Here is a 15920-nt window from a genome sequence, read left to right as displayed (position 1 = left end):
CAGGAGAAGGCCCCCGCCCTGTTCGGGCGGGGGCCGTTCACCGAGGCGAGGCCGGTCACCCCGAGCCGACGAAGATCACCAGCAGCAGCCACACCACCGGTGCCGTGGGCAGGAGCGAGTCCAGGCGGTCCATGATGCCGCCGTGGCCCGGCAGCAGCGTGCCCATGTCCTTGATGCCGAGGTCCCGCTTGATCATGGACTCGCCGAGGTCGCCCAGCGTGGCGCTGGCCGCGACCGCGAGGCCGAGCAGCAGGCCCTGCCACCAGGAGCCGTCGTCGATCAGGAACTGCATGCACAGCGCGCCCGCCACCATCGCGAAGGCGATCGCGCCGAACAGTCCCTCGCGGGTCTTGCCGGGGCTGATGCGCGGGGCGAGCTTGGTCCTGCCGAAGCGCCAGCCGACCGCGTACGCGCCGGTGTCGCTGACGACCGTCAGCAGCAGGAAGGTGAGGACCCGCCACGGGCCGTCGTCCGCGGCCAGCATCATGGTGACGAACGTCGCCAGGAAAGGCACGTAGAAGGCGGCGAACAGGCCCGCCGTGACGTCCTTGAGGTATCCCTCCGGCGGTTCGGTCATCCGCCAGACGAGGACCGCGAGCGCCGTGAGCGCCATGGCGACCCACGCGCCCTCGGCGCCGCGCACGTACCCGGCGACCACCATCGCCGCGCCGCCGACCGCGAGCGGCACGAGGGGCGCCTTGATGCCCTTGCGCTCCTGGAGCCGCGTGGTCAGTTCCCACAGGCCCACCACGACGGCTGCCGCGACGACAGCGACGAAGACGGCCTTGACGACGAACAACGACGCGATGATCACCACGCCGAGTCCGACACCGACCCCTATCGCGGCGCCCAGGTCACGCCCCGCGTTCTTCTTCTGCGGCTGCGGCTGCTGCGGCGGCTGCTGGGCGTCGGGCATGGGCTCCGGATTCTGCGGCACCACCGCACTGGGTTGCGCCGACGGGGTCTCACCGCGGTACATGTCGTCGCGGAACGGCTCGTCTCGGAACGGCTCGTCTCGGACCAGGGGGCCGCTCAGCCGAGCGGCCCCCTGGTCGTCGTCCTGGTCTCCGCCGTGTTCGGGTACGCCGGGCACGATCGGCATGGGGCGAGTCTGCTGCGCGCTGTGCGCGTACGGGGGGCCCGCCGGGGCAACCCCCTGGTCGGACGGCCCCCAGTACCCGGCTTGTGGCGGCGCTCCCCAGGAAGAGTCGTTCATCAGACCTCGAGCAGTTCGGCTTCCTTGTGCTTCAGGAGCTCGTCCACCTGGGCGACGTACTTGGCGGTGGTGTCGTCGAGCTCCTTCTCCGCACGGCGGCCCTCGTCCTCGCCGACCTCGCCGTCCTTGATCAGCTTGTCGATGGCGTCCTTGGCCTTGCGGCGCACGGAACGGATGGACACCTTGGCGTCCTCGCCCTTGCCCTTGGCCACCTTGATGTACTCGCGGCGGCGCTCCTCGGTGAGCTCGGGGAACACCACCCGGATGATGTTGCCGTCGTTGCTCGGGTTGACGCCCAGGTCGGAGTCGCGGATCGCCTGCTCGATGTTGCGCAGGGCGCTCTTGTCGAACGGCGTCACCACGGCCATGCGCGGCTCGGGCACGGAGAACGAGGCCAGCTGGTTGATCGGCGTCGGCGCGCCGTAGTAGTCGGCCACGATCTTGTTGAACATCGCCGGGTGCGCACGACCGGTGCGGATCGCGGCGAAGTCCTCCTTGGCGACCACGACGGCCTTCTCCATCTTCTCCTCGGCCTCGAGGAGGGTCTCTTCGATCACCACTTGCTCCTGCGTGTCTTGAGTAGGCCCGGCTGCGGTCCCGTCGGGGCCGCGGCCGGCTGCGTCGCGTCTTCTTCCTGCACGGTTCCCGACCGGTGGGACATTGTCCATCCCCCGGCCCGGCCCCGTCCCGTCCGTCCCCCGGACAGGTGGCGTCCGCGGACAGGGGGTGGTGCTCCGGTCAGTCCCGGCTGTCTTGGTCACCCACAAGCGTGCCGATCTTCTCACCCTTGACGGCGCGGGCGATATTGCCCTCTTTCAGGAGCTCGAAGACCACGATCGGGAGGCTGTTGTCGCGGCAGAGCGTGACGGCCGTGGCGTCGGCGACCTTCAGGTCGCGGGTGATGACCTCGCCGTAGCCGAGGGCGTCGAACTTCACGGCGTCCGGGTTGGTCTTCGGGTCGGAGTCGTAGACCCCGTCCACGCCGTTCTTGCCCATGAGCAGGGCCTCGGCGTCGATCTCGAGGGCGCGCTGCGCGGCGGTGGTGTCGGTGGAGAAGTACGGCATGCCCATACCGGCACCGAAGATGACCACGCGGCCCTTCTCCAGGTGGCGCACGGCGCGCAGCGGGATGTAGGGCTCGGCGACCTGGCCCATGGTGATGGCGGTCTGCACGCGGCAGTCGACGCCTTCCTTCTCCAGGAAGTCCTGGAGGGCCAGGCAGTTCATGACGGTGCCGAGCATGCCCATGTAGTCGGAGCGGGCGCGGTCCATGCCGCGCACCTGCAGTTCGGCGCCGCGGAAGAAGTTGCCGCCGCCGATGACGATGGCGATCTGCGCACCGTCGCGGACGACGGCCGCGATCTCGCGGGCGATGGCGTGCACCACGTCGGGGTCGACGCCCAGGCCCCCACCGCCGGAGAAGGCCTCTCCGGACAGCTTCAGCATGAAGCGGCCGCGTACTTTGCCGTCGTCGCTCTTCTCGGCCTTGGTGGTCATGGAGATCTCGCCTCTTTTACGTGGGTCACACACACGAAGAAGGCCATTGCCGGTGGGGGCGTGTTTCGCATCCCATACGCGGCAATGGCCTCCTCGTCAGATCTGCTGTCGTCCGCCGCCACGCGCATGTGCGCAGCGGCAGACGGCAACGGCGCGGACGACTGCTGTCGACCCTACCGGGGTCGGGCGTCCGTCGCGGTACGGACTCAGATGCCGACCTTGATGCGCGTGAAGCGCTTCAGGGTGACACCGGCCTCGTCCAGCACCTTCTGGACGGACTTCTTGTTGTCGAGCGCGTAGGGCTGGCCCAGCAGCGTGGCGTCCTTGAAGAAGCCGTTGAGGCGACCCTCGACGATCTTCGGCAGGGCGGCCTCGGGCTTGCCCTCGGCGCGGGTGGTCTCCTCGGCGACGCGACGCTCGGACTCGACGACCTCGGCCGGGACGTCCTCCTTGGAGAGGTACTTCGGCGCGAAGGCGGCGATGTGCTGGGCGACGCCCTTGGCGATCTCGGCGTTCGACTTGTCCAGCTCGACGAGGACACCGATCTGCGGGGGCAGGTCGGGCATCGTGCGGTGCATGTACGCGGTCACGAAGCCGCCGGAGAACTGCGCGAAGCGGTCCAGGACGATCTTCTCGCCCAGGTTGGCGTTGGCCTCGTCCACGAACGCCTGGACGGTCTTGCCGGGCTCGATCTCGGAGGCGAGCAGGGCCTCGAGGTCGGCCGGGGCGGCCTTCGCGACGTGCTCGGCGATGGCCGTGGCGACGGCCTGGAACTTCTCGCCCTTGGCGACGAAGTCCGTCTCGCACTTCAGCTCGACGAGGACACCCGAGGTGTTGTCGTCGGCGAGGATCGAGACGACGGCGCCGTTCTCGGCGGAGCGGCCCTCGCGCTTGGCGACGCCCTTCTGGCCCTTGATGCGGAGCGCCTCGACGGCCTTCTCCACGTTGCCCTCGGCCTCGTCCAGCGCCTTCTTGCAGTCCATCATGCCGGCGCCCGTGAGCTCACGAAGCTTCTTGACGTCGGCGGCGGTGTAGTTCGCCATGATTCCGGAATCTCTCTCGAAGTCTGAAGATCTACGGGCCGGACGGCGGGGACTGGTGTGGTCCCCGCCGTCCAGCACCCGAAGGTGGTGAGGGGTCAGGCCTGCTCGGCGTCCGCGGCAGGGGCCTCGGCCGGGGTCTCGGCAGCGGCCTCGGCGGGGGCCTCGGCAGCAGCCTCGGCGGGGGCCTCAGCCGGAGCCTCGGCAGCGGCCTCGGCCGGCTTCTCCGCCTCGTCGGCCTTCTTCTCGCCCTCGAGCAGGTCGCGCTCCCACGCGGCCAGCGGCTCGCCGGCGGCCTTGTCGCCCTTGCCCTCGGTGGCGACACCGGAGCGGGCGATGAGGCCCTCGGCGACGGCGTCGGCGATCACACGGGTGAGCAGGGTGACGGAGCGGATCGCGTCGTCGTTGCCCGGGATCTTGTAGTCGACCTCGTCGGGGTCGCAGTTGGTGTCGAGGATGGCGACGACCGGGATGTTGAGCTTCCGGGCCTCGCCGACCGCGATGTGCTCCTTCTTGGTGTCCACGATCCAGACGGCGCTGGGCACCTTGGACATCTCGCGGATACCGCCGAGGGTCTTCTCCAGCTTGGCCTTCTCGCGGGAGAGGACCAGCAGCTCCTTCTTGGTGAGGCCGGAGGCGGCCACGTCCTCGAAGTCGATCTGCTCGAGCTCCTTCAGGCGCTGCAGGCGCTTGTAGACGGTCGAGAAGTTGGTGAGCATGCCGCCCAGCCAGCGCTGGTTGACGTAGGGCATGCCGACGCGGGTGGCCTGCTCGGCGATGGCCTCCTGCGCCTGCTTCTTCGTGCCGACGAACATGACCGTGCCGCCGTGGGCGACGGTCTCCTTGACGAACTCGTAGGCGCGGTCGATGTACGACAGCGACTGGAGCAGGTCGATGATGTAGATGCCGTTGCGCTCGGTGAAGATGAAGCGCTTCATCTTCGGGTTCCAGCGACGGGTCTGGTGACCGAAGTGGACGCCGCTCTCCAGCAGCTCCCGCATCGTGACGACGGCCATGGCCGTATCTCCTTGAGTTTCTCGGTTGTGCCGCGGAAGCCGGACGGCTCCCGCGCCTGACGCCCGCGATGCGCCGTGCCACAAGGGACCGAGGGGCGCTGACACGAGATTTTTGACGGCCTCGTGTCGGGGCGTGCGAAGTCGACCCGGTCACCCGGATCGCCACCAGAAGTGTACGGGACCGGAGGGGCGCCGGGTGACGCGGCTGTCCACAACCGGCGGGTTCTCCACAGGGCCGGACGGCGGCCGGCCCCGGTGCGGGACGGTTCTCGCATGCGAGCGAGGCGGTGTGCGGGTGTGTGCACGTGGGTGACGGTGCTGTGGGTGGCGGTGGCGGCCGTCATGACCCCGGGACCGCCACGACCGAAGGGGGCGGCGGCGACGCCGGTGACGGCCGCCGTCGCGGGGCCCGGGCGGGAGCCGGGCCCGGTGGTGCCGGCCGTGGCCCGGTTCTGGCCGGTCGGCACCCGGCCCGCGGTCCTGCGGGGCTGGGAGCCTCCGGCGACGCCGTACGGGCCGGGGCACCGCGGCGTGGACCTCGCGGCGCCGGCCGGGACCGCCGTGCGGGCGGTGGCCGCCGGACGGGTGTCCTTCGCGGGGCGGGTCGCCGGGAGGGGCGTCGTGTCGCTGGAGCTGACGGGGACGGGCGACCCGCCGCTGCGGACGACGTACGAGCCGGTACGGGCGTCGGTGCGCGAGGGCGACGAGGTCGCCGCGGGCGGCCTGCTGGGCAGGGCGGAGCCGGCGGGCTCCCACTGTTCGGCGTGCCTGCACTGGGGGGTGCTGAGGGGGGAGGTCTATCTGAACCCGCTGGCGCTGCTGCCGCCGTGGCTGCTCGGCGCGGGCCCGTCGAGACTCCTGCCGGTGCTGGGAGTCCCCCTGCCCGCCGGGCCGCGAGCCCCGTCGCCGCCCGGTGCCTGACCGGCCCGGGAGGCACGGCCGGCACGCTCCGATGAATCGGCGTCCGGCCGTTGAACCGACATCCGGCCGTGCACCCGTTCCGGGGACGGGACGCCGGACATCCGCTGCACCGGGGCCTCGACGGGCGAACGGGCGGTCAGCCCCGGACGCCCCGCAGCGCCATGGCGACCGCCGCCTCGGTGATCACCGCCGGCTCCTCGGCCGCCCCGAGCTCGATCCGCCGCACGGCCGCGTCCACGACACCCTGGAGCAGCATCGCCGCCAGCCGCGGCTGCTCGTGCCCCATCCGGCCCAGCGCCTCGATGATCATCGCGATCAGGCCACCGTGCGCCGCCCGGATCTTCTCGCGGGCGCCGGCGTCCAGTTCGCTCGCGGAGATGGCCACCACGGCCCGGTGCCGCCGGTCGCCGACCAGGTCGAGCTGCCTGCGCACATACGCCTCGACCTTCCCCTCGGGTGTCGCCTCGCGCTCCATCGCCGCCTCGACCTCCGCGGCCCAGACGGGGAAGTCGACGGCGCACAGCTCCTCGACCACCGCCGCCCGCGACCGGAAGTACTCGTAGACGGACGAACGGGCGAGACCCGTCCGCTCTGCGAGGGCGGGGAAGGTCAGCGCCTCCGTCCCGCCGTCGGACAGCAGGGAGCGTGCCGCGTCCAGCAGGGCGGCACGCTGCATCGACCGGTGCTCGGCCACGGAGGCCGCTCGAATCCTTGGCACGTCACCACTTTACGGAGGCGTTCCCCCGTTCGGGAGTCGACCGCCCGGTCCCGGAGTCGCCCGCCCCGGCCGCCGACACGTCCGGCCGGGGGACGTAGGGCCGGGTCAGCGACCGAATGCGGCCAGTTTCGCCCGCAGCTGCAGTACGGACTTGGTGTGGATCTGGCTGACCCGGCTCTCGGTCACGCCCAGCACGTTGCCGATCTCGGCGAGGGTGAGTCCCTCGTAGTAGTACAGGGTGACGACGGTCTTCTCCCGTTCCGGCAGGGTGTTGATCGCCCGCGCCAGGAACCTCCGCAGTTCGCGGTCCTCGGCGACCTCCACCGGGTTGTCGGCGGCGGTGTCCTCCAGGGTGTCCATGAGGCTGAGCCGGCCCCCGCCCTCGCCCCCGGCGTGCAGCAGCTCCTCCAGGGCCACGACATTGGCCAGCGACAGCTGGCTGAAGACCGCGTGCAGGTCCTCCACCGCGATCCCCATCTCGCCGGCCACCTCACCCTCCGACGGGGTCCGCCGCAGCCGGGCCTCCAGGGTCGCGTAGGCCCGCTCCACGCTCCGCGCCTTCTGCCGCACGGACCGCGGGATCCAGTCCAGTGCCCGCAGTTCGTCGATCATCGCGCCCCGGATCCGGGTGATCGCGTAGGTCTCGAACTTGATCTCCCGGTCCACGTCGAACTTCTCGATCGCGTCGATCAGCCCGAACACCCCGGAGGAGACGAAGTCCGCCTGCTCGACGTTGGGCGGGAGCCCCACGCTCACCCGGCCCGCCACGTACTTCACCAGGGGCGAGTAGTGCAGGATCAGCTGTTCCCGCAGCCGCTCGTCCCCCGTCGCCTTGTACGACCGCCACAGCTCGTCGAGCGTCGAGGGGGCGGGCGGTCGCACGCTGCCACCGTCGCGGGCGGCTGGGGGGAGCGCCGCCCGGTCGGACCCGGAGGTGTGCTGGGGCATTCGTCGCCTTGTGCCGTTCTGCCGTCATGTGGTGGGCCTGGGAGGCCGTCGGTCCGTTGTCTGGTTGTCGCCTGTTGTCGCCGGTCTGCGCGGGGCCCTCGTGAGCGTAGCGTGACTGGCCTGTCGCGGTGTGCGAAGAACGACTGGGGGTCGCGCACGGATACGCTCCGCGGAACGCCCCGCAGGGGGAACGGGGATCGCTCAGCGTGATCACCGCGATCCCCCAACTGCGGGAATCCCCAAGGGCATCGGGCTTCCCCCGGACGGCCGAACACGCTCGGTCAACAGGGGCTCCGGCCGCCACGGACCGGGATCATCGCCTGGCGTGTCAACTTCCAGCCGTCGCCGTGTCGTTCGACGTAACCGAGTGCTCGAAGCTCGTACAGCCTCGCGACCGCGTCGTCCTGCGTGGTCTGTGCGCGGCGCGCGACGTCGGACGCCGCCGCCGTTCCGCGCGCGGGGAGCCCGGCCAGCACCTGCCGGGTCCGGGGTTCCAGCAGGTCGGTGGGCAGCACCGGGCCCCGCCGGTCCGGGGCCAGTTCCCCCATGTCGCCGACGAGTTCGACGACCTCCGCGGCGTCGGTGACGAGCACGGCCTCGCCGCGCAGCAGCTCGTGCACTCCCGCGGACAGCCCGCTGGTGGCCGGTCCGGGCACCCCCATGGTGTGCCGGCCCAGACGCTGCGCCGCCCGCGCGGTGACCAGGGAGCCGCTGCGCAGGGCGGCCTCGACGACGACGGTGCCCCGGGTGAGCGCGGCGATCACGCGGTTGCGCAGGACGAACCTGCTGGGTGTCGGGTGGTCGCCCGGCGGCAGTTCCCCGACGACCAGTCCCTGGTCCGCGATCCTGGTGATCAGCCCGGTGTGGCCGGGCGGGTAGGGGCGGTCGACGCCGCAGGCCAGGACTGCCGCGGTGGCTCCGCCGGCGCCGAGGGCACCGCGGTGGGCGGCGCCGTCGACGCCGTAGGCTCCGCCGGACACCACGACCCAGCCGAGTTCGGCCAGACCGGCCGCGAGGGTGGTCGCCATGTGCGCGCCGTACTCGGTGCAGGCGCGGGCGCCCACCACCGCCACCGACCGCAGGGCCCACATCCGCAGGCTGGGCCGGCCGCGCACCCACAGTCCGAGGGGCCGGGCGTCTCCCAGGTCGTCGAGCTGACGGGGCCACTCGGCGTCGCCGGGCACCACGAACCGCACCCCGGCCGCCCGTGCCACGGCGAGGTCCCCGTGCGGGTCGGCCAGGGCGGCCCTGGAGCAGAGCCCGGCCCACCGCTTCCCGGACACCCCCGGCAGGGCACGTCCGCCCTCCCGGAGTCGCCGGACCACCTCCGGGGCCCCGAGCTCCCGCACCCACCGTCCGCCGGTCTCGTCGCCGGGCTCGACGACCCGGGTGAGGAAGACCCGGCCCAACAGCTCGCCCTCCGCCGGCCCGTCGTCCGCCCCGTCGCAACGCGGGCCCCCGCCGTCGTACCGGGCCCGGCAGGCCCCCTGAGCGGCACCGTCGCCCCCGCTGCCGCCCGCGCCCTCACCCTCCTGGCCGGCCCGGTCGCCCCCGGGCGTCTCCTCGTCCCCGTTCATGTCAGCGCCCTCAGTGCCATGGGAACGCCGCGCGGCACCCCCGTGCGGAGCTGGAGTGCCAGGGCGACGTCCCCCGCGTCGGGCCGGTCGTGTCCGACGAGGTCCGCGACGGTCCAGGCGACGCGCAGGACCCGGTCCAGGCCCCGTGCCGTGAGCACGCCCCGCTCCAGGCAGCGCTCCGCGTCGTCCAGGGCGCCGGGCGCCGCGGGCCAGCGGCTGCGCAGCTCGCGTCCGGGCACTTCGCTGTTCGAGTGCCACGGGGTGCCGGCGAGGCGGGTGGCGGCCCGTTCACGCGCGCCCCGCACCCGGTCGGCGACGGTGGCGGTGGAGTCGCCCCGGACGCCGTCCCCCGCGAGCTCCCTGCGTGTGACCCGGTCCACCTCGACGCGGAGGTCGACCCGGTCGAGCAGCGGTCCGGACAGCCTGGCCTGGTAGCGGCGGATCGACGCGGGCGAGCACTCGCACAGGTCGTCCCTCCGCGAAAACCGCCCGCACGGACAGGGGTTGGCGGCCAGCACCATCAGGAAGCGTGCCGGGAACCGCACCACGCCCGCGCTGCGGGCGATGACGACGTGCCCGGCCTCCAGCGGCTGGCGCAGCGCGTCGAGGGCGTGGCTGCTGAATTCGGGGGTCTCGTCCAGGAAGAGCACACCCCGGTGTGCGAGGGACACGGCTCCGGGCCGTGCCACGCCGGGCCCGCCGCCGACGAGGGCCTGCATCGTGGCGGAGTGGTGCGGCGCGCAGTAGGGGGCGACGTCGATGAGGGGTTTGCCCGGCGGCAGGAGCCCCGCCACCGAGTGCACCGCGGTGACCTCCAGCGACTCCGTCCGGCCGAGGCGGGGCAGGACGGCCGGCAGCCGCTCGGCGAGCATGGTCTTGCCGGCGCCGGGCGGGCCCTCGAGGAACAGGTGGTGCCCGCCCGCGGCGGCGACCTCCACCGCCGTACGCGCCGAGGTCTGGCCGACGACGTCGGCGAGGTCGTTGTCGTGGCCGTACTGGGCCGCGCCCATGCTGTGCATCCCCGTGGCCGCGCCCGTGCCGGGCATGCGCAGGCCGGCCATGAGCGGGTCGGGCCCGCCCTGCCGGTCCTGCTCCTCCTCCGGTACGGGTTCGTCGGCGAGGACGGCGATCAGCTGGCGCAGGCTGCGCACGCCGAGGACGGACACGCCGGGCACCAGGGACGCCTCGGCGGCGGCGCACTCGGGCACGACGACCTGCTCGTACCCGGCCTCGGCCGCGGCCAGCACCGCGGGCAGGATGCCGCGGACCGGCCGCACCCGTCCGTCGAGGCCCAGTTCCCCGATCATGAGGATGTCGGCCAGCACCCGCGGGTCGATCCGCTCGGCGGCGCCGAGCACGGCCGCGGCGACAGCGAGGTCGAATCCGCTGCCGCTCTTGGGCACCGACGCCGGGCTGAGCCCCACCGTCAGCTTCTTCTGCGGCCACTCCGCGCCCGAGTTCACCACCGCCGCCCGGACCCGGTCCCGGCTCTCGGTCAGGCTCTTGTCCGGCAGCCCCACCAGCGTGAACGCCGCCACACCCGGTTCGAGGTCGGCCTGGACCTCGACCACCACGCCTTCGACGCCGACCAGCGCCACGGAGCACGTACGCGCGAACCCCATCACGCCACCCCCCGGGCGTGCTCGACGACGGGTGCGCCGCGTCGCGGCAGGAGCACGCCCACCAGGTCGATGCGGACGCCTCCGGGCGGGGCTCCCCCGTGGGTCTGGATCCAGCGCTCGGCGAGACGACGCAGCCGTTCCGCCTTGTCGGGGGTCACGGCGGCCATCGGGTGCTCGAACGCGCCGCCCCTGCGGGTCTTGACCTCGCAGACGACCAGGACGTCCCCGTCCCGGGCGACGATGTCGATCTCGCCGGCCCGGCCGCAGCGCCAGTTCCGCTCCAGGACCGTCAGTCCGGCCTCGCCCAGCCGGCGGGCGGCGAGCGTCTCGCCGTACTTGCCCAGCGCACCTCGTGCGTTCATGTCGGCACCACCTCCGGCGCCAACGATCACGCAGCGGGACCGATCCCGTCGCTCACGGTGAACTACTCACCGGTTGTGGATAACTCCGTCACCCGCCGGGGAGCTCCAGGTCGCTCTTGTTGAGCTCCTCGATGTTCACGTCCTTGAACGTCAGTACCCTCACCTGCTTCACGAATCGGGCCGGCCGGTACATGTCCCACACCCAGGCGTCGGCCATGGAGACCTCGAAGAACACCTCGCCCTGGACCGAGTGCACCTGCATCTCGTAGTCGTTGGTGAGGTAGAACCGCCGCTCGGTCTCGATCACGTATTTGAACAGACCGACGACGTCGCGGTACTCCCGGTAGAGCTTGAGCTCCATCTCGGTCTCGTACTTCTCGAGGTCCTCGGCGCTCATGGCATGTTCCCCTTCAGCCGTGCGATCCCCCCATTGTGCGCCAGTCCCGCGTGCCCTCAGACGATTTCGGTGTCCAGGGTCACCGGACCGGCCGGGGGACCCTCGTCGAGCAGCGTGCGCAGCAGCTCGGCGAGTCTGGTCGGATACACCGTCTCATGGGCGCGGCTCAGTTCCCGGCACGTCCACCAGCGTGCTCCGGCGACACTGCGCCGCTCCAGTTCGGTCAGGCCCACGGCCTGGGTGGCGGTCTGGGTGGTGCGGGCCAGGTAGTACCACTCGTCCTGGTCCCAGCGGCGGCCCGCGAACGGGAAGGAGCACCGGCGCCGCCACAGCACGGGGCCGAGTTCGACGTCGGTGATGCCGGTCTCCTCCTCGAGCTCCCGCCGGGCGGCCTCCTCGCGGGTCTCGTCGCCCTCCACGCCGCCACCGGGGGTGAACCACCAGTCGTCGGCCGGGTCGTCCGGCTCGTGGCCGTGCAGCAGCAGGATGCGGTCCTCGGGGTCGAGCAGCACCACACGGGCGACCTTGCGCAGCCCGCCCTCGTAGGTGTCCTGGCCCCCCGTCGGCTCAGCGGCCACCGGCGGGCTCCGTCCCGGCCCGGGCACGGGAGGCGGCGGCCCGCTTGGCGATCGGGCCGTACGCGGCGCCGCCGAGGATCAGCACGGCTCCGGCGATCACCATCGCGACGACCGTGCGCAGCGGACCCGGCGAGGAGAGGCCGCCCAGCGTCTCGAAACCCGACGGCCGCGGGAGCATGCCGTTCATGGGCCAGGCCACGGCGTCCACGCGGGCGTTCACGGCGCCGCGCGACACGGTGCCGCCCGCCGCGTCGGTGAGGTGGGCGGTGGAGTCCACGGAGTTGTCGCGCTCGTCGCCGAGCAGGAACAGGCGCCCCTCGGGGACGGTCACGGTCGGGAAGTCGGTGATCTCGGCCGGCGTACCGGAGGGCAGATAGGGCTCGTCGATCACCTTGCCGTTGACCGTGAGCTTGCCCTTCTGGCAGCAGGCGACGGTGTCCCCGCCGATCGCCACGACGCGCTTGACCATGGGGGCGTTGGCCCAGGTCGCGTCCTCGAAGACGACGACGTCGCCGCGGCGGACGTCCGTGCCGTCGATCCGCTGCGCGAGCACCCGGTCACCGGCGTGGATCGTCGGCGTCATGGAGCTGGTCGGCACGGTGTAGGGCCGGTAGACCACCGCTCCCCAGGCGAACCCGCCGAGGAACAGCACCAGGCCCAGCGCCACGGCGACGTTCGACAGCCGCTGACCGGTCCTGCCGCCCGTCGGGGCCTTGCTCGTGCCGCCGCCGTGCGGGGCCGTACGTGTCGTGCTCTCGCCACCCATGGATCCGCACCCTACCGGGCAGTACCCGCAGGGGGCAGCCCCTTCCGGCTCGGGGATCGGCCGGACCGGACGGACGGGCTCCGCGGTGCGTCAGCGGGTCTCGACGGGGGCGGTCCTCCTGCGGCGCCACCAGACGACCGGGACGACACCGGCGAGCGCGAGGCCCTGGGGTGCGACCGTGAGCGCCGCGGCGGCCGACGGCGGGTTCTTCAGGCCGGCCTGGTCGAAGGTGTCGGGGACCGGCAGGGTGTCCCAGTGGTTGATCGGCCAGGCGACCACGATGGCGCGGCCGACGACCTCCTTCACGGGGACCATGCCACCGTGCTTGTCCGACTGGTTGTAGCGGGAGTCCGCGGAGTTCTGCCGGTGGTCGCCCATGACCCAGATGGAGCCCTCGGGAACGGTCACCTTGAACCGGCCGCCCTGGTCGTCGTCGCTGCACGGCGTGTTGCCGGGGTAGACGTACGGCTCGTTCAGCGCCATGCCGTTGACCTTGAGCGGGCCCGTGCCGTTGCACTCGACCGTGTCGCCGCCGACGCCGATGACGCGCTTGATCAGGTCCTTCTCGTCCGCGGACGGCATTAGGCCGATCCAGCTCAGGACCGTCTGCAGCGCGTTCGGCTCGGGGGTCGGCTCGCCGGCCAGCCACTGGTCGGGGTCGTGGAAGACGACGACCTCGCCGCGCTCCGGCTCCGAGCCGAACCACGGGGTGAGCTTGTCGACCAGGACGCGGTCACCCTCCGTGAGGGTGTTCTGCATCGATGCGGACGGGATCGAGAACGCCTGCACCAGGAAGGTCTTGATCAGCAGCGCCAGCACCAGCGCGATGCCGATGAGGATCGGCAGTTCCTTCCAGAAGGAACGCTGCTTCTTGCCCGGGGCACGCTTGGGGGGCGGAGTCCCGCCCACTCCCTCGTCCTCGGTCCCGTTCTGTTCGTCCGTCACCCTGCCGTCCTCGGCCGTCCCGGAGTCGCTCGCGAAGGCCTGGGCGCCGCCCGTGGAGGGGCCGTCCGCTTCCGTGGGGCGTCCCGGGTGCTCCTCGCCGTCGTGACCGGACCGTGCGCCTACCGCCACATCCCCCACGCCAACTCCTTACTCTCTGCCACCGCCTGCCCCGTGCACGGCGCAGGCCCACCACTCCCATAACGAGCGGGAGTTCCGCAGGGATCGGGAGTTGAATCTTTGCGTTCGGTTCGTCGGGGGCAACCCTATGCGACGGCGCGGAGACAGCGGCCGAACCGGAGGCCGAGTCGGACACGGACGCGTACGTTCTCGGTTCGTCCAGAGTGGTCCAGTGACCGAACGGCCAGGCGATCACCATGGCCCGCCCGACCACCTCGTCCTCGGAGACCGTTCCGTGGTCGGTGTCCTGGTGGGCCCGGGAGTCGGCGGAGTTGGACCGGTGGTCGCCCATCACCCACAGCCGCCCGTCGGGGACGGTGACGTCGAACGGCGTCGTGGAGGGCGTGTCGCCGGGGTACAGGTAGTCCTCGTTCAGGGGAACGCCGTTGACGGTGATCCGCCCCTGGACGTCGCAGCACTTGACGTGGTCCCCGCCGACGCCGACGACCCGCTTGATGAGGTCCTTCTCGTCGTCGGACGGCAGCAGGCCGATGAAGGCGAGGCCCTCCTTGACCTGCTTGACGACGACGGGGTCGTCCTTCTTGGTGGTCTGCTCGCCCTGGAGCCAGCCGCCGGGATCGCGGAAGACGACGACGTCCCCGCGCTGCGGCCGGGAGCCGAACCAGGGCGTGAGCTTGTCGACCAGGACCCGGTCGCCGATCCGGATGGTCTGCTCCATGGAGCCCGACGGGATGACGAAGGCCTGGACGAGGAAGGTCTTCAGGACCAGCGCGATGAGGACGGCGACGCCGATGAGCAGCGGCACCTCCTTGACGGCACCGCGCCTGCGGCGGCGCTTGACCTTGCGCTGGAGCTTGCGCCGTTCGGCACGGGACCGGCCGCCGGACGGGGCGGCGGCGCGCCGTGACCCGGTGGGCAGCAGGTCCTCGGCGGGACTGCTGGGCGCCCCGCGCGGCTTGCCCCGGCTACCCATCGGCGCCCTTGGCGGCCGGCGCCGGCACGCGCGCGTAGGCGTCCGGGCGGTCGAGGTGGGTGGCGTGGCCGAAGGGCCAGACGATCCAGTCGGCGCGGCCGATCACCTTGTCCACCGGGACCATTCCGCCGCCCGGCGACCCGAGGTGGTCGCGGGAGTCGCTGGAGTCGTCGCGGTGGTCACCGAGGACGAACAGGGTGCCGTCGGGCACGACGACGTCGAAGGGCACGACGGAGGGACTGTCGCCCGGGTACAGGAATCCCGACTCGTCGACCGCACGGTCGTTCACCTGGACCCTCCCCTCCTTGCTGCAGCACACCACGTGGTCCCCGCCCACACCGACAACGCGTTTGATGTAGTCGCCGTGCCCGAAGAACCCGGTGCCGTCGAACACGACGATGTCGCCCCGCTGCGGCCGGCCGTCGAAACGGTACGCCAACTTGTTTACGAGAACCCGGTCGCCGATCCTCAATCCGCGCTCCATGGATCCGCTCGGGATCTGGAACGGCCGCAGCACGAAGGTGCTGACCAGCAGCAGGAGGGTCAGGAGGACGAGCAGGGCCAGGGTGATCCGCCCGCCCGGCACCCAGTCGGCGAGCCACGCCGAGAACGCGGAACGCGACCGTCCCTCCGGGCCTTCCGGGTCCGAGGTCTGCTCGGTGCCGGAAGGGCGGGAGGAGCGGTCGCGCTCCGTGGGCTGTGCTTCGGTGTCCATCGGAGCCAGATGTTATCCGGCTCCGCCGTGGACCTCGGAGTGCGCTCAGCTCTCGCGCTTCTCCTTGATCTTCGCGGCCTTGCCGCGCAGCTCGCGCAGGTAGTACAGCTTGGCGCGGCGGACGTCACCGCGGGTGACGAGCTCGATCTTCTCCACGATCGGGGTGTGCACCGGGAAGGTGCGCTCGACGCCGACGGAGAAGGAGACCTTGCGGACCGTGAAGGTCTCGCGCACGCCGGCACCCTGGCGGCGGACGACTACGCCCTTGAACTGCTGCACACGGGAGCGGTTGCCCTCGATGACGCGCACGTGGACGTTGACGGTGTCGCCGGGGCGGAAGGCCGGGACGTCGCTGCGCAGCGACGCGGCGTCGACGGTGTCGAGCAGGTGAGACATTTCGTCTGCTTTCCTCGCTGATGCCACAGGTCATCAACGGAAACTAGGTGTTTCGGATTCTGGGCCGTGCGGGTCGGGACGGGCGTCGTGTCCCC

At 71.9% G+C, this 15920-nt stretch carries 17 protein-coding genes and 1 pseudogene; 1 reads left to right on the top strand and 17 read right to left on the bottom strand.

Going from position 1 to position 15920, the window contains the following annotated elements:
- Positions 1 to 55: 55 nt before the first annotated feature.
- The 5 genes from AC0VYN_RS07550 to rpsB all read right to left on the bottom strand — a co-directional run bounded on the left by AC0VYN_RS07550 (position 56) and on the right by rpsB (position 4769).
- On the bottom strand, positions 56 to 1216 hold the full coding sequence (locus AC0VYN_RS07550; protein WP_475535290.1) for a phosphatidate cytidylyltransferase: 1161 nt from the start codon (positions 1214 to 1216) through the stop codon (positions 56 to 58).
- A complete protein-coding gene (gene frr, locus AC0VYN_RS07545) occupies positions 1216 to 1773 on the bottom strand; it encodes a ribosome recycling factor (RefSeq protein WP_014675285.1) in 558 nt (185 codons plus the stop codon). Before frr ends, AC0VYN_RS07550 begins: the two co-directional genes overlap by 1 nt.
- A 181-nt stretch (positions 1774 to 1954) precedes the next feature.
- A complete protein-coding gene (gene pyrH, locus AC0VYN_RS07540) occupies positions 1955 to 2713 on the bottom strand; it encodes a UMP kinase (RefSeq protein WP_352146735.1) in 759 nt (252 codons plus the stop codon).
- Between the two features lie 206 nt (positions 2714 to 2919).
- The gene (tsf, locus tag AC0VYN_RS07535; RefSeq protein ID WP_475535289.1) at positions 2920 to 3756 is read right to left on the bottom strand and encodes a translation elongation factor Ts; all 837 of its coding nucleotides are present in this window, start codon (positions 3754 to 3756) and stop codon (positions 2920 to 2922) included.
- A 95-nt stretch (positions 3757 to 3851) separates the two neighbouring features.
- Positions 3852 to 4769 carry a 30S ribosomal protein S2 gene (gene rpsB / locus AC0VYN_RS07530; protein ID WP_475535288.1) on the bottom strand — a complete coding sequence of 306 codons (918 nt, stop codon included), beginning with the start codon at positions 4767 to 4769 and terminating at the stop codon, positions 3852 to 3854.
- A gap of 273 nt (positions 4770 to 5042) precedes the next feature.
- On the opposite strand from rpsB, the gene AC0VYN_RS07525 reads away from it, so the two are divergent.
- Entirely contained in the window at positions 5043 to 5690 is a 648-nt protein-coding gene (locus AC0VYN_RS07525; RefSeq protein ID WP_475535287.1) for a peptidoglycan DD-metalloendopeptidase family protein, read from the top strand.
- A 136-nt stretch (positions 5691 to 5826) separates the two neighbouring features.
- Here AC0VYN_RS07525 and AC0VYN_RS07520 read toward each other — a convergent pair whose 3' ends face one another.
- From AC0VYN_RS07520 to rplS, 12 genes and pseudogenes are all read right to left on the bottom strand, one after another.
- The gene (locus AC0VYN_RS07520; RefSeq protein WP_475536828.1) at positions 5827 to 6384 is read right to left on the bottom strand and encodes a TetR/AcrR family transcriptional regulator; all 558 of its coding nucleotides are present in this window, start codon (positions 6382 to 6384) and stop codon (positions 5827 to 5829) included.
- Positions 6385 to 6513: 129 nt separating this feature from the next.
- Complete coding sequence (gene whiG / locus AC0VYN_RS07515; protein WP_351016594.1) at positions 6514 to 7356, bottom strand: RNA polymerase sigma factor WhiG; 843 nt, start codon at positions 7354 to 7356, stop codon at positions 6514 to 6516.
- Positions 7357 to 7637: 281 nt separating this feature from the next.
- The gene (gene dprA, locus AC0VYN_RS07510) at positions 7638 to 8933 is read right to left on the bottom strand and encodes a DNA-processing protein DprA (protein WP_475535286.1); all 1296 of its coding nucleotides are present in this window, start codon (positions 8931 to 8933) and stop codon (positions 7638 to 7640) included.
- Positions 8930 to 10555: a YifB family Mg chelatase-like AAA ATPase gene (locus tag AC0VYN_RS07505; RefSeq protein WP_475535285.1), complete on the bottom strand. Its 1626-nt coding sequence runs from the start codon at positions 10553 to 10555 to the stop codon at positions 8930 to 8932. The genes dprA and AC0VYN_RS07505 overlap by 4 nt, the downstream gene beginning before the upstream one ends.
- Positions 10555 to 10917 (bottom strand): YraN family protein, encoded by a 363-nt coding sequence (locus AC0VYN_RS07500; RefSeq protein WP_189233072.1) that lies wholly within the window; start codon positions 10915 to 10917, stop codon positions 10555 to 10557. The genes AC0VYN_RS07505 and AC0VYN_RS07500 overlap by 1 nt, the downstream gene beginning before the upstream one ends.
- An 88-nt stretch (positions 10918 to 11005) precedes the next feature.
- Positions 11006 to 11314 carry a DUF2469 domain-containing protein gene (locus tag AC0VYN_RS07495; protein ID WP_003965949.1) on the bottom strand — a complete coding sequence of 103 codons (309 nt, stop codon included), beginning with the start codon at positions 11312 to 11314 and terminating at the stop codon, positions 11006 to 11008.
- A gap of 56 nt (positions 11315 to 11370) precedes the next feature.
- Positions 11371 to 11892, bottom strand: coding sequence for an NUDIX hydrolase (locus AC0VYN_RS07490; RefSeq protein ID WP_475535284.1), 522 nt, complete (start codon positions 11890 to 11892; stop codon positions 11371 to 11373).
- Positions 11882 to 12658: a signal peptidase I gene (lepB, locus tag AC0VYN_RS07485; protein WP_475535283.1), complete on the bottom strand. Its 777-nt coding sequence runs from the start codon at positions 12656 to 12658 to the stop codon at positions 11882 to 11884. The genes AC0VYN_RS07490 and lepB (AC0VYN_RS07485) overlap by 11 nt, the downstream gene beginning before the upstream one ends.
- Before the next feature lie 90 nt (positions 12659 to 12748).
- Entirely contained in the window at positions 12749 to 13741 is a 993-nt protein-coding gene (lepB, locus tag AC0VYN_RS07480) for a signal peptidase I (protein ID WP_475535282.1), read from the bottom strand.
- A pseudogene (gene lepB, locus AC0VYN_RS07475) lies at positions 13632 to 14714 on the bottom strand (signal peptidase I); the annotation flags it as partial. The gene lepB (AC0VYN_RS07480) and the pseudogene lepB (AC0VYN_RS07475), both read right to left, overlap by 110 nt.
- Positions 14707 to 15429 (bottom strand): signal peptidase I, encoded by a 723-nt coding sequence (gene lepB, locus AC0VYN_RS07470; protein WP_475535281.1) that lies wholly within the window; start codon positions 15427 to 15429, stop codon positions 14707 to 14709. The gene lepB (AC0VYN_RS07470) and the pseudogene lepB (AC0VYN_RS07475), both read right to left, overlap by 8 nt.
- 45 nt (positions 15430 to 15474) lie before the next feature.
- A complete protein-coding gene (gene rplS / locus AC0VYN_RS07465; RefSeq protein WP_475535280.1) occupies positions 15475 to 15825 on the bottom strand; it encodes a 50S ribosomal protein L19 in 351 nt (116 codons plus the stop codon).
- Between the last annotated feature and the right edge of the window lie 95 nt (positions 15826 to 15920).

The sequence above is a fragment of the Streptomyces sp. 63XJN7_1_ISO-PGPR-S23-121 genome (genome assembly GCF_056173025.1).
The sequence above is the reverse complement of the archived record's forward strand: the minus strand, read 5'-3'. Positions and strand labels throughout refer to the sequence as shown.

Excerpts from the sequence above, each read along its gene's own strand:
- AC0VYN_RS07550 (WP_475535290.1), bottom strand. The coding sequence starts at position 1,216 with ATGAACGACTCTTCCTGGGGAGCGCCGCCACAAGCCGGGTACTGGGGG.
- pyrH (WP_352146735.1), bottom strand. The coding sequence starts at position 2,713 with ATGACCACCAAGGCCGAGAAGAGCGACGACGGCAAAGTACGCGGCCGC.
- tsf (WP_475535289.1), bottom strand. The coding sequence starts at position 3,756 with ATGGCGAACTACACCGCCGCCGACGTCAAGAAGCTTCGTGAGCTCACG.
- rpsB (WP_475535288.1), bottom strand. The coding sequence starts at position 4,769 with ATGGCCGTCGTCACGATGCGGGAGCTGCTGGAGAGCGGCGTCCACTTC.
- AC0VYN_RS07525 (WP_475535287.1), top strand. The coding sequence starts at position 5,043 with ATGCGAGCGAGGCGGTGTGCGGGTGTGTGCACGTGGGTGACGGTGCTG.
- whiG (WP_351016594.1), bottom strand. The coding sequence starts at position 7,356 with ATGCCCCAGCACACCTCCGGGTCCGACCGGGCGGCGCTCCCCCCAGCC.
- dprA (WP_475535286.1), bottom strand. The coding sequence starts at position 8,933 with ATGAACGGGGACGAGGAGACGCCCGGGGGCGACCGGGCCGGCCAGGAG.
- AC0VYN_RS07505 (WP_475535285.1), bottom strand. The coding sequence starts at position 10,555 with ATGGGGTTCGCGCGTACGTGCTCCGTGGCGCTGGTCGGCGTCGAAGGC.
- AC0VYN_RS07500 (WP_189233072.1), bottom strand. The coding sequence starts at position 10,917 with ATGAACGCACGAGGTGCGCTGGGCAAGTACGGCGAGACGCTCGCCGCC.
- AC0VYN_RS07495 (WP_003965949.1), bottom strand. The coding sequence starts at position 11,314 with ATGAGCGCCGAGGACCTCGAGAAGTACGAGACCGAGATGGAGCTCAAG.
- lepB (WP_475535283.1), bottom strand. The coding sequence starts at position 12,658 with ATGGGTGGCGAGAGCACGACACGTACGGCCCCGCACGGCGGCGGCACG.
- lepB (WP_475535281.1), bottom strand. The coding sequence starts at position 15,429 with ATGGACACCGAAGCACAGCCCACGGAGCGCGACCGCTCCTCCCGCCCT.
- rplS (WP_475535280.1), bottom strand. The coding sequence starts at position 15,825 with ATGTCTCACCTGCTCGACACCGTCGACGCCGCGTCGCTGCGCAGCGAC.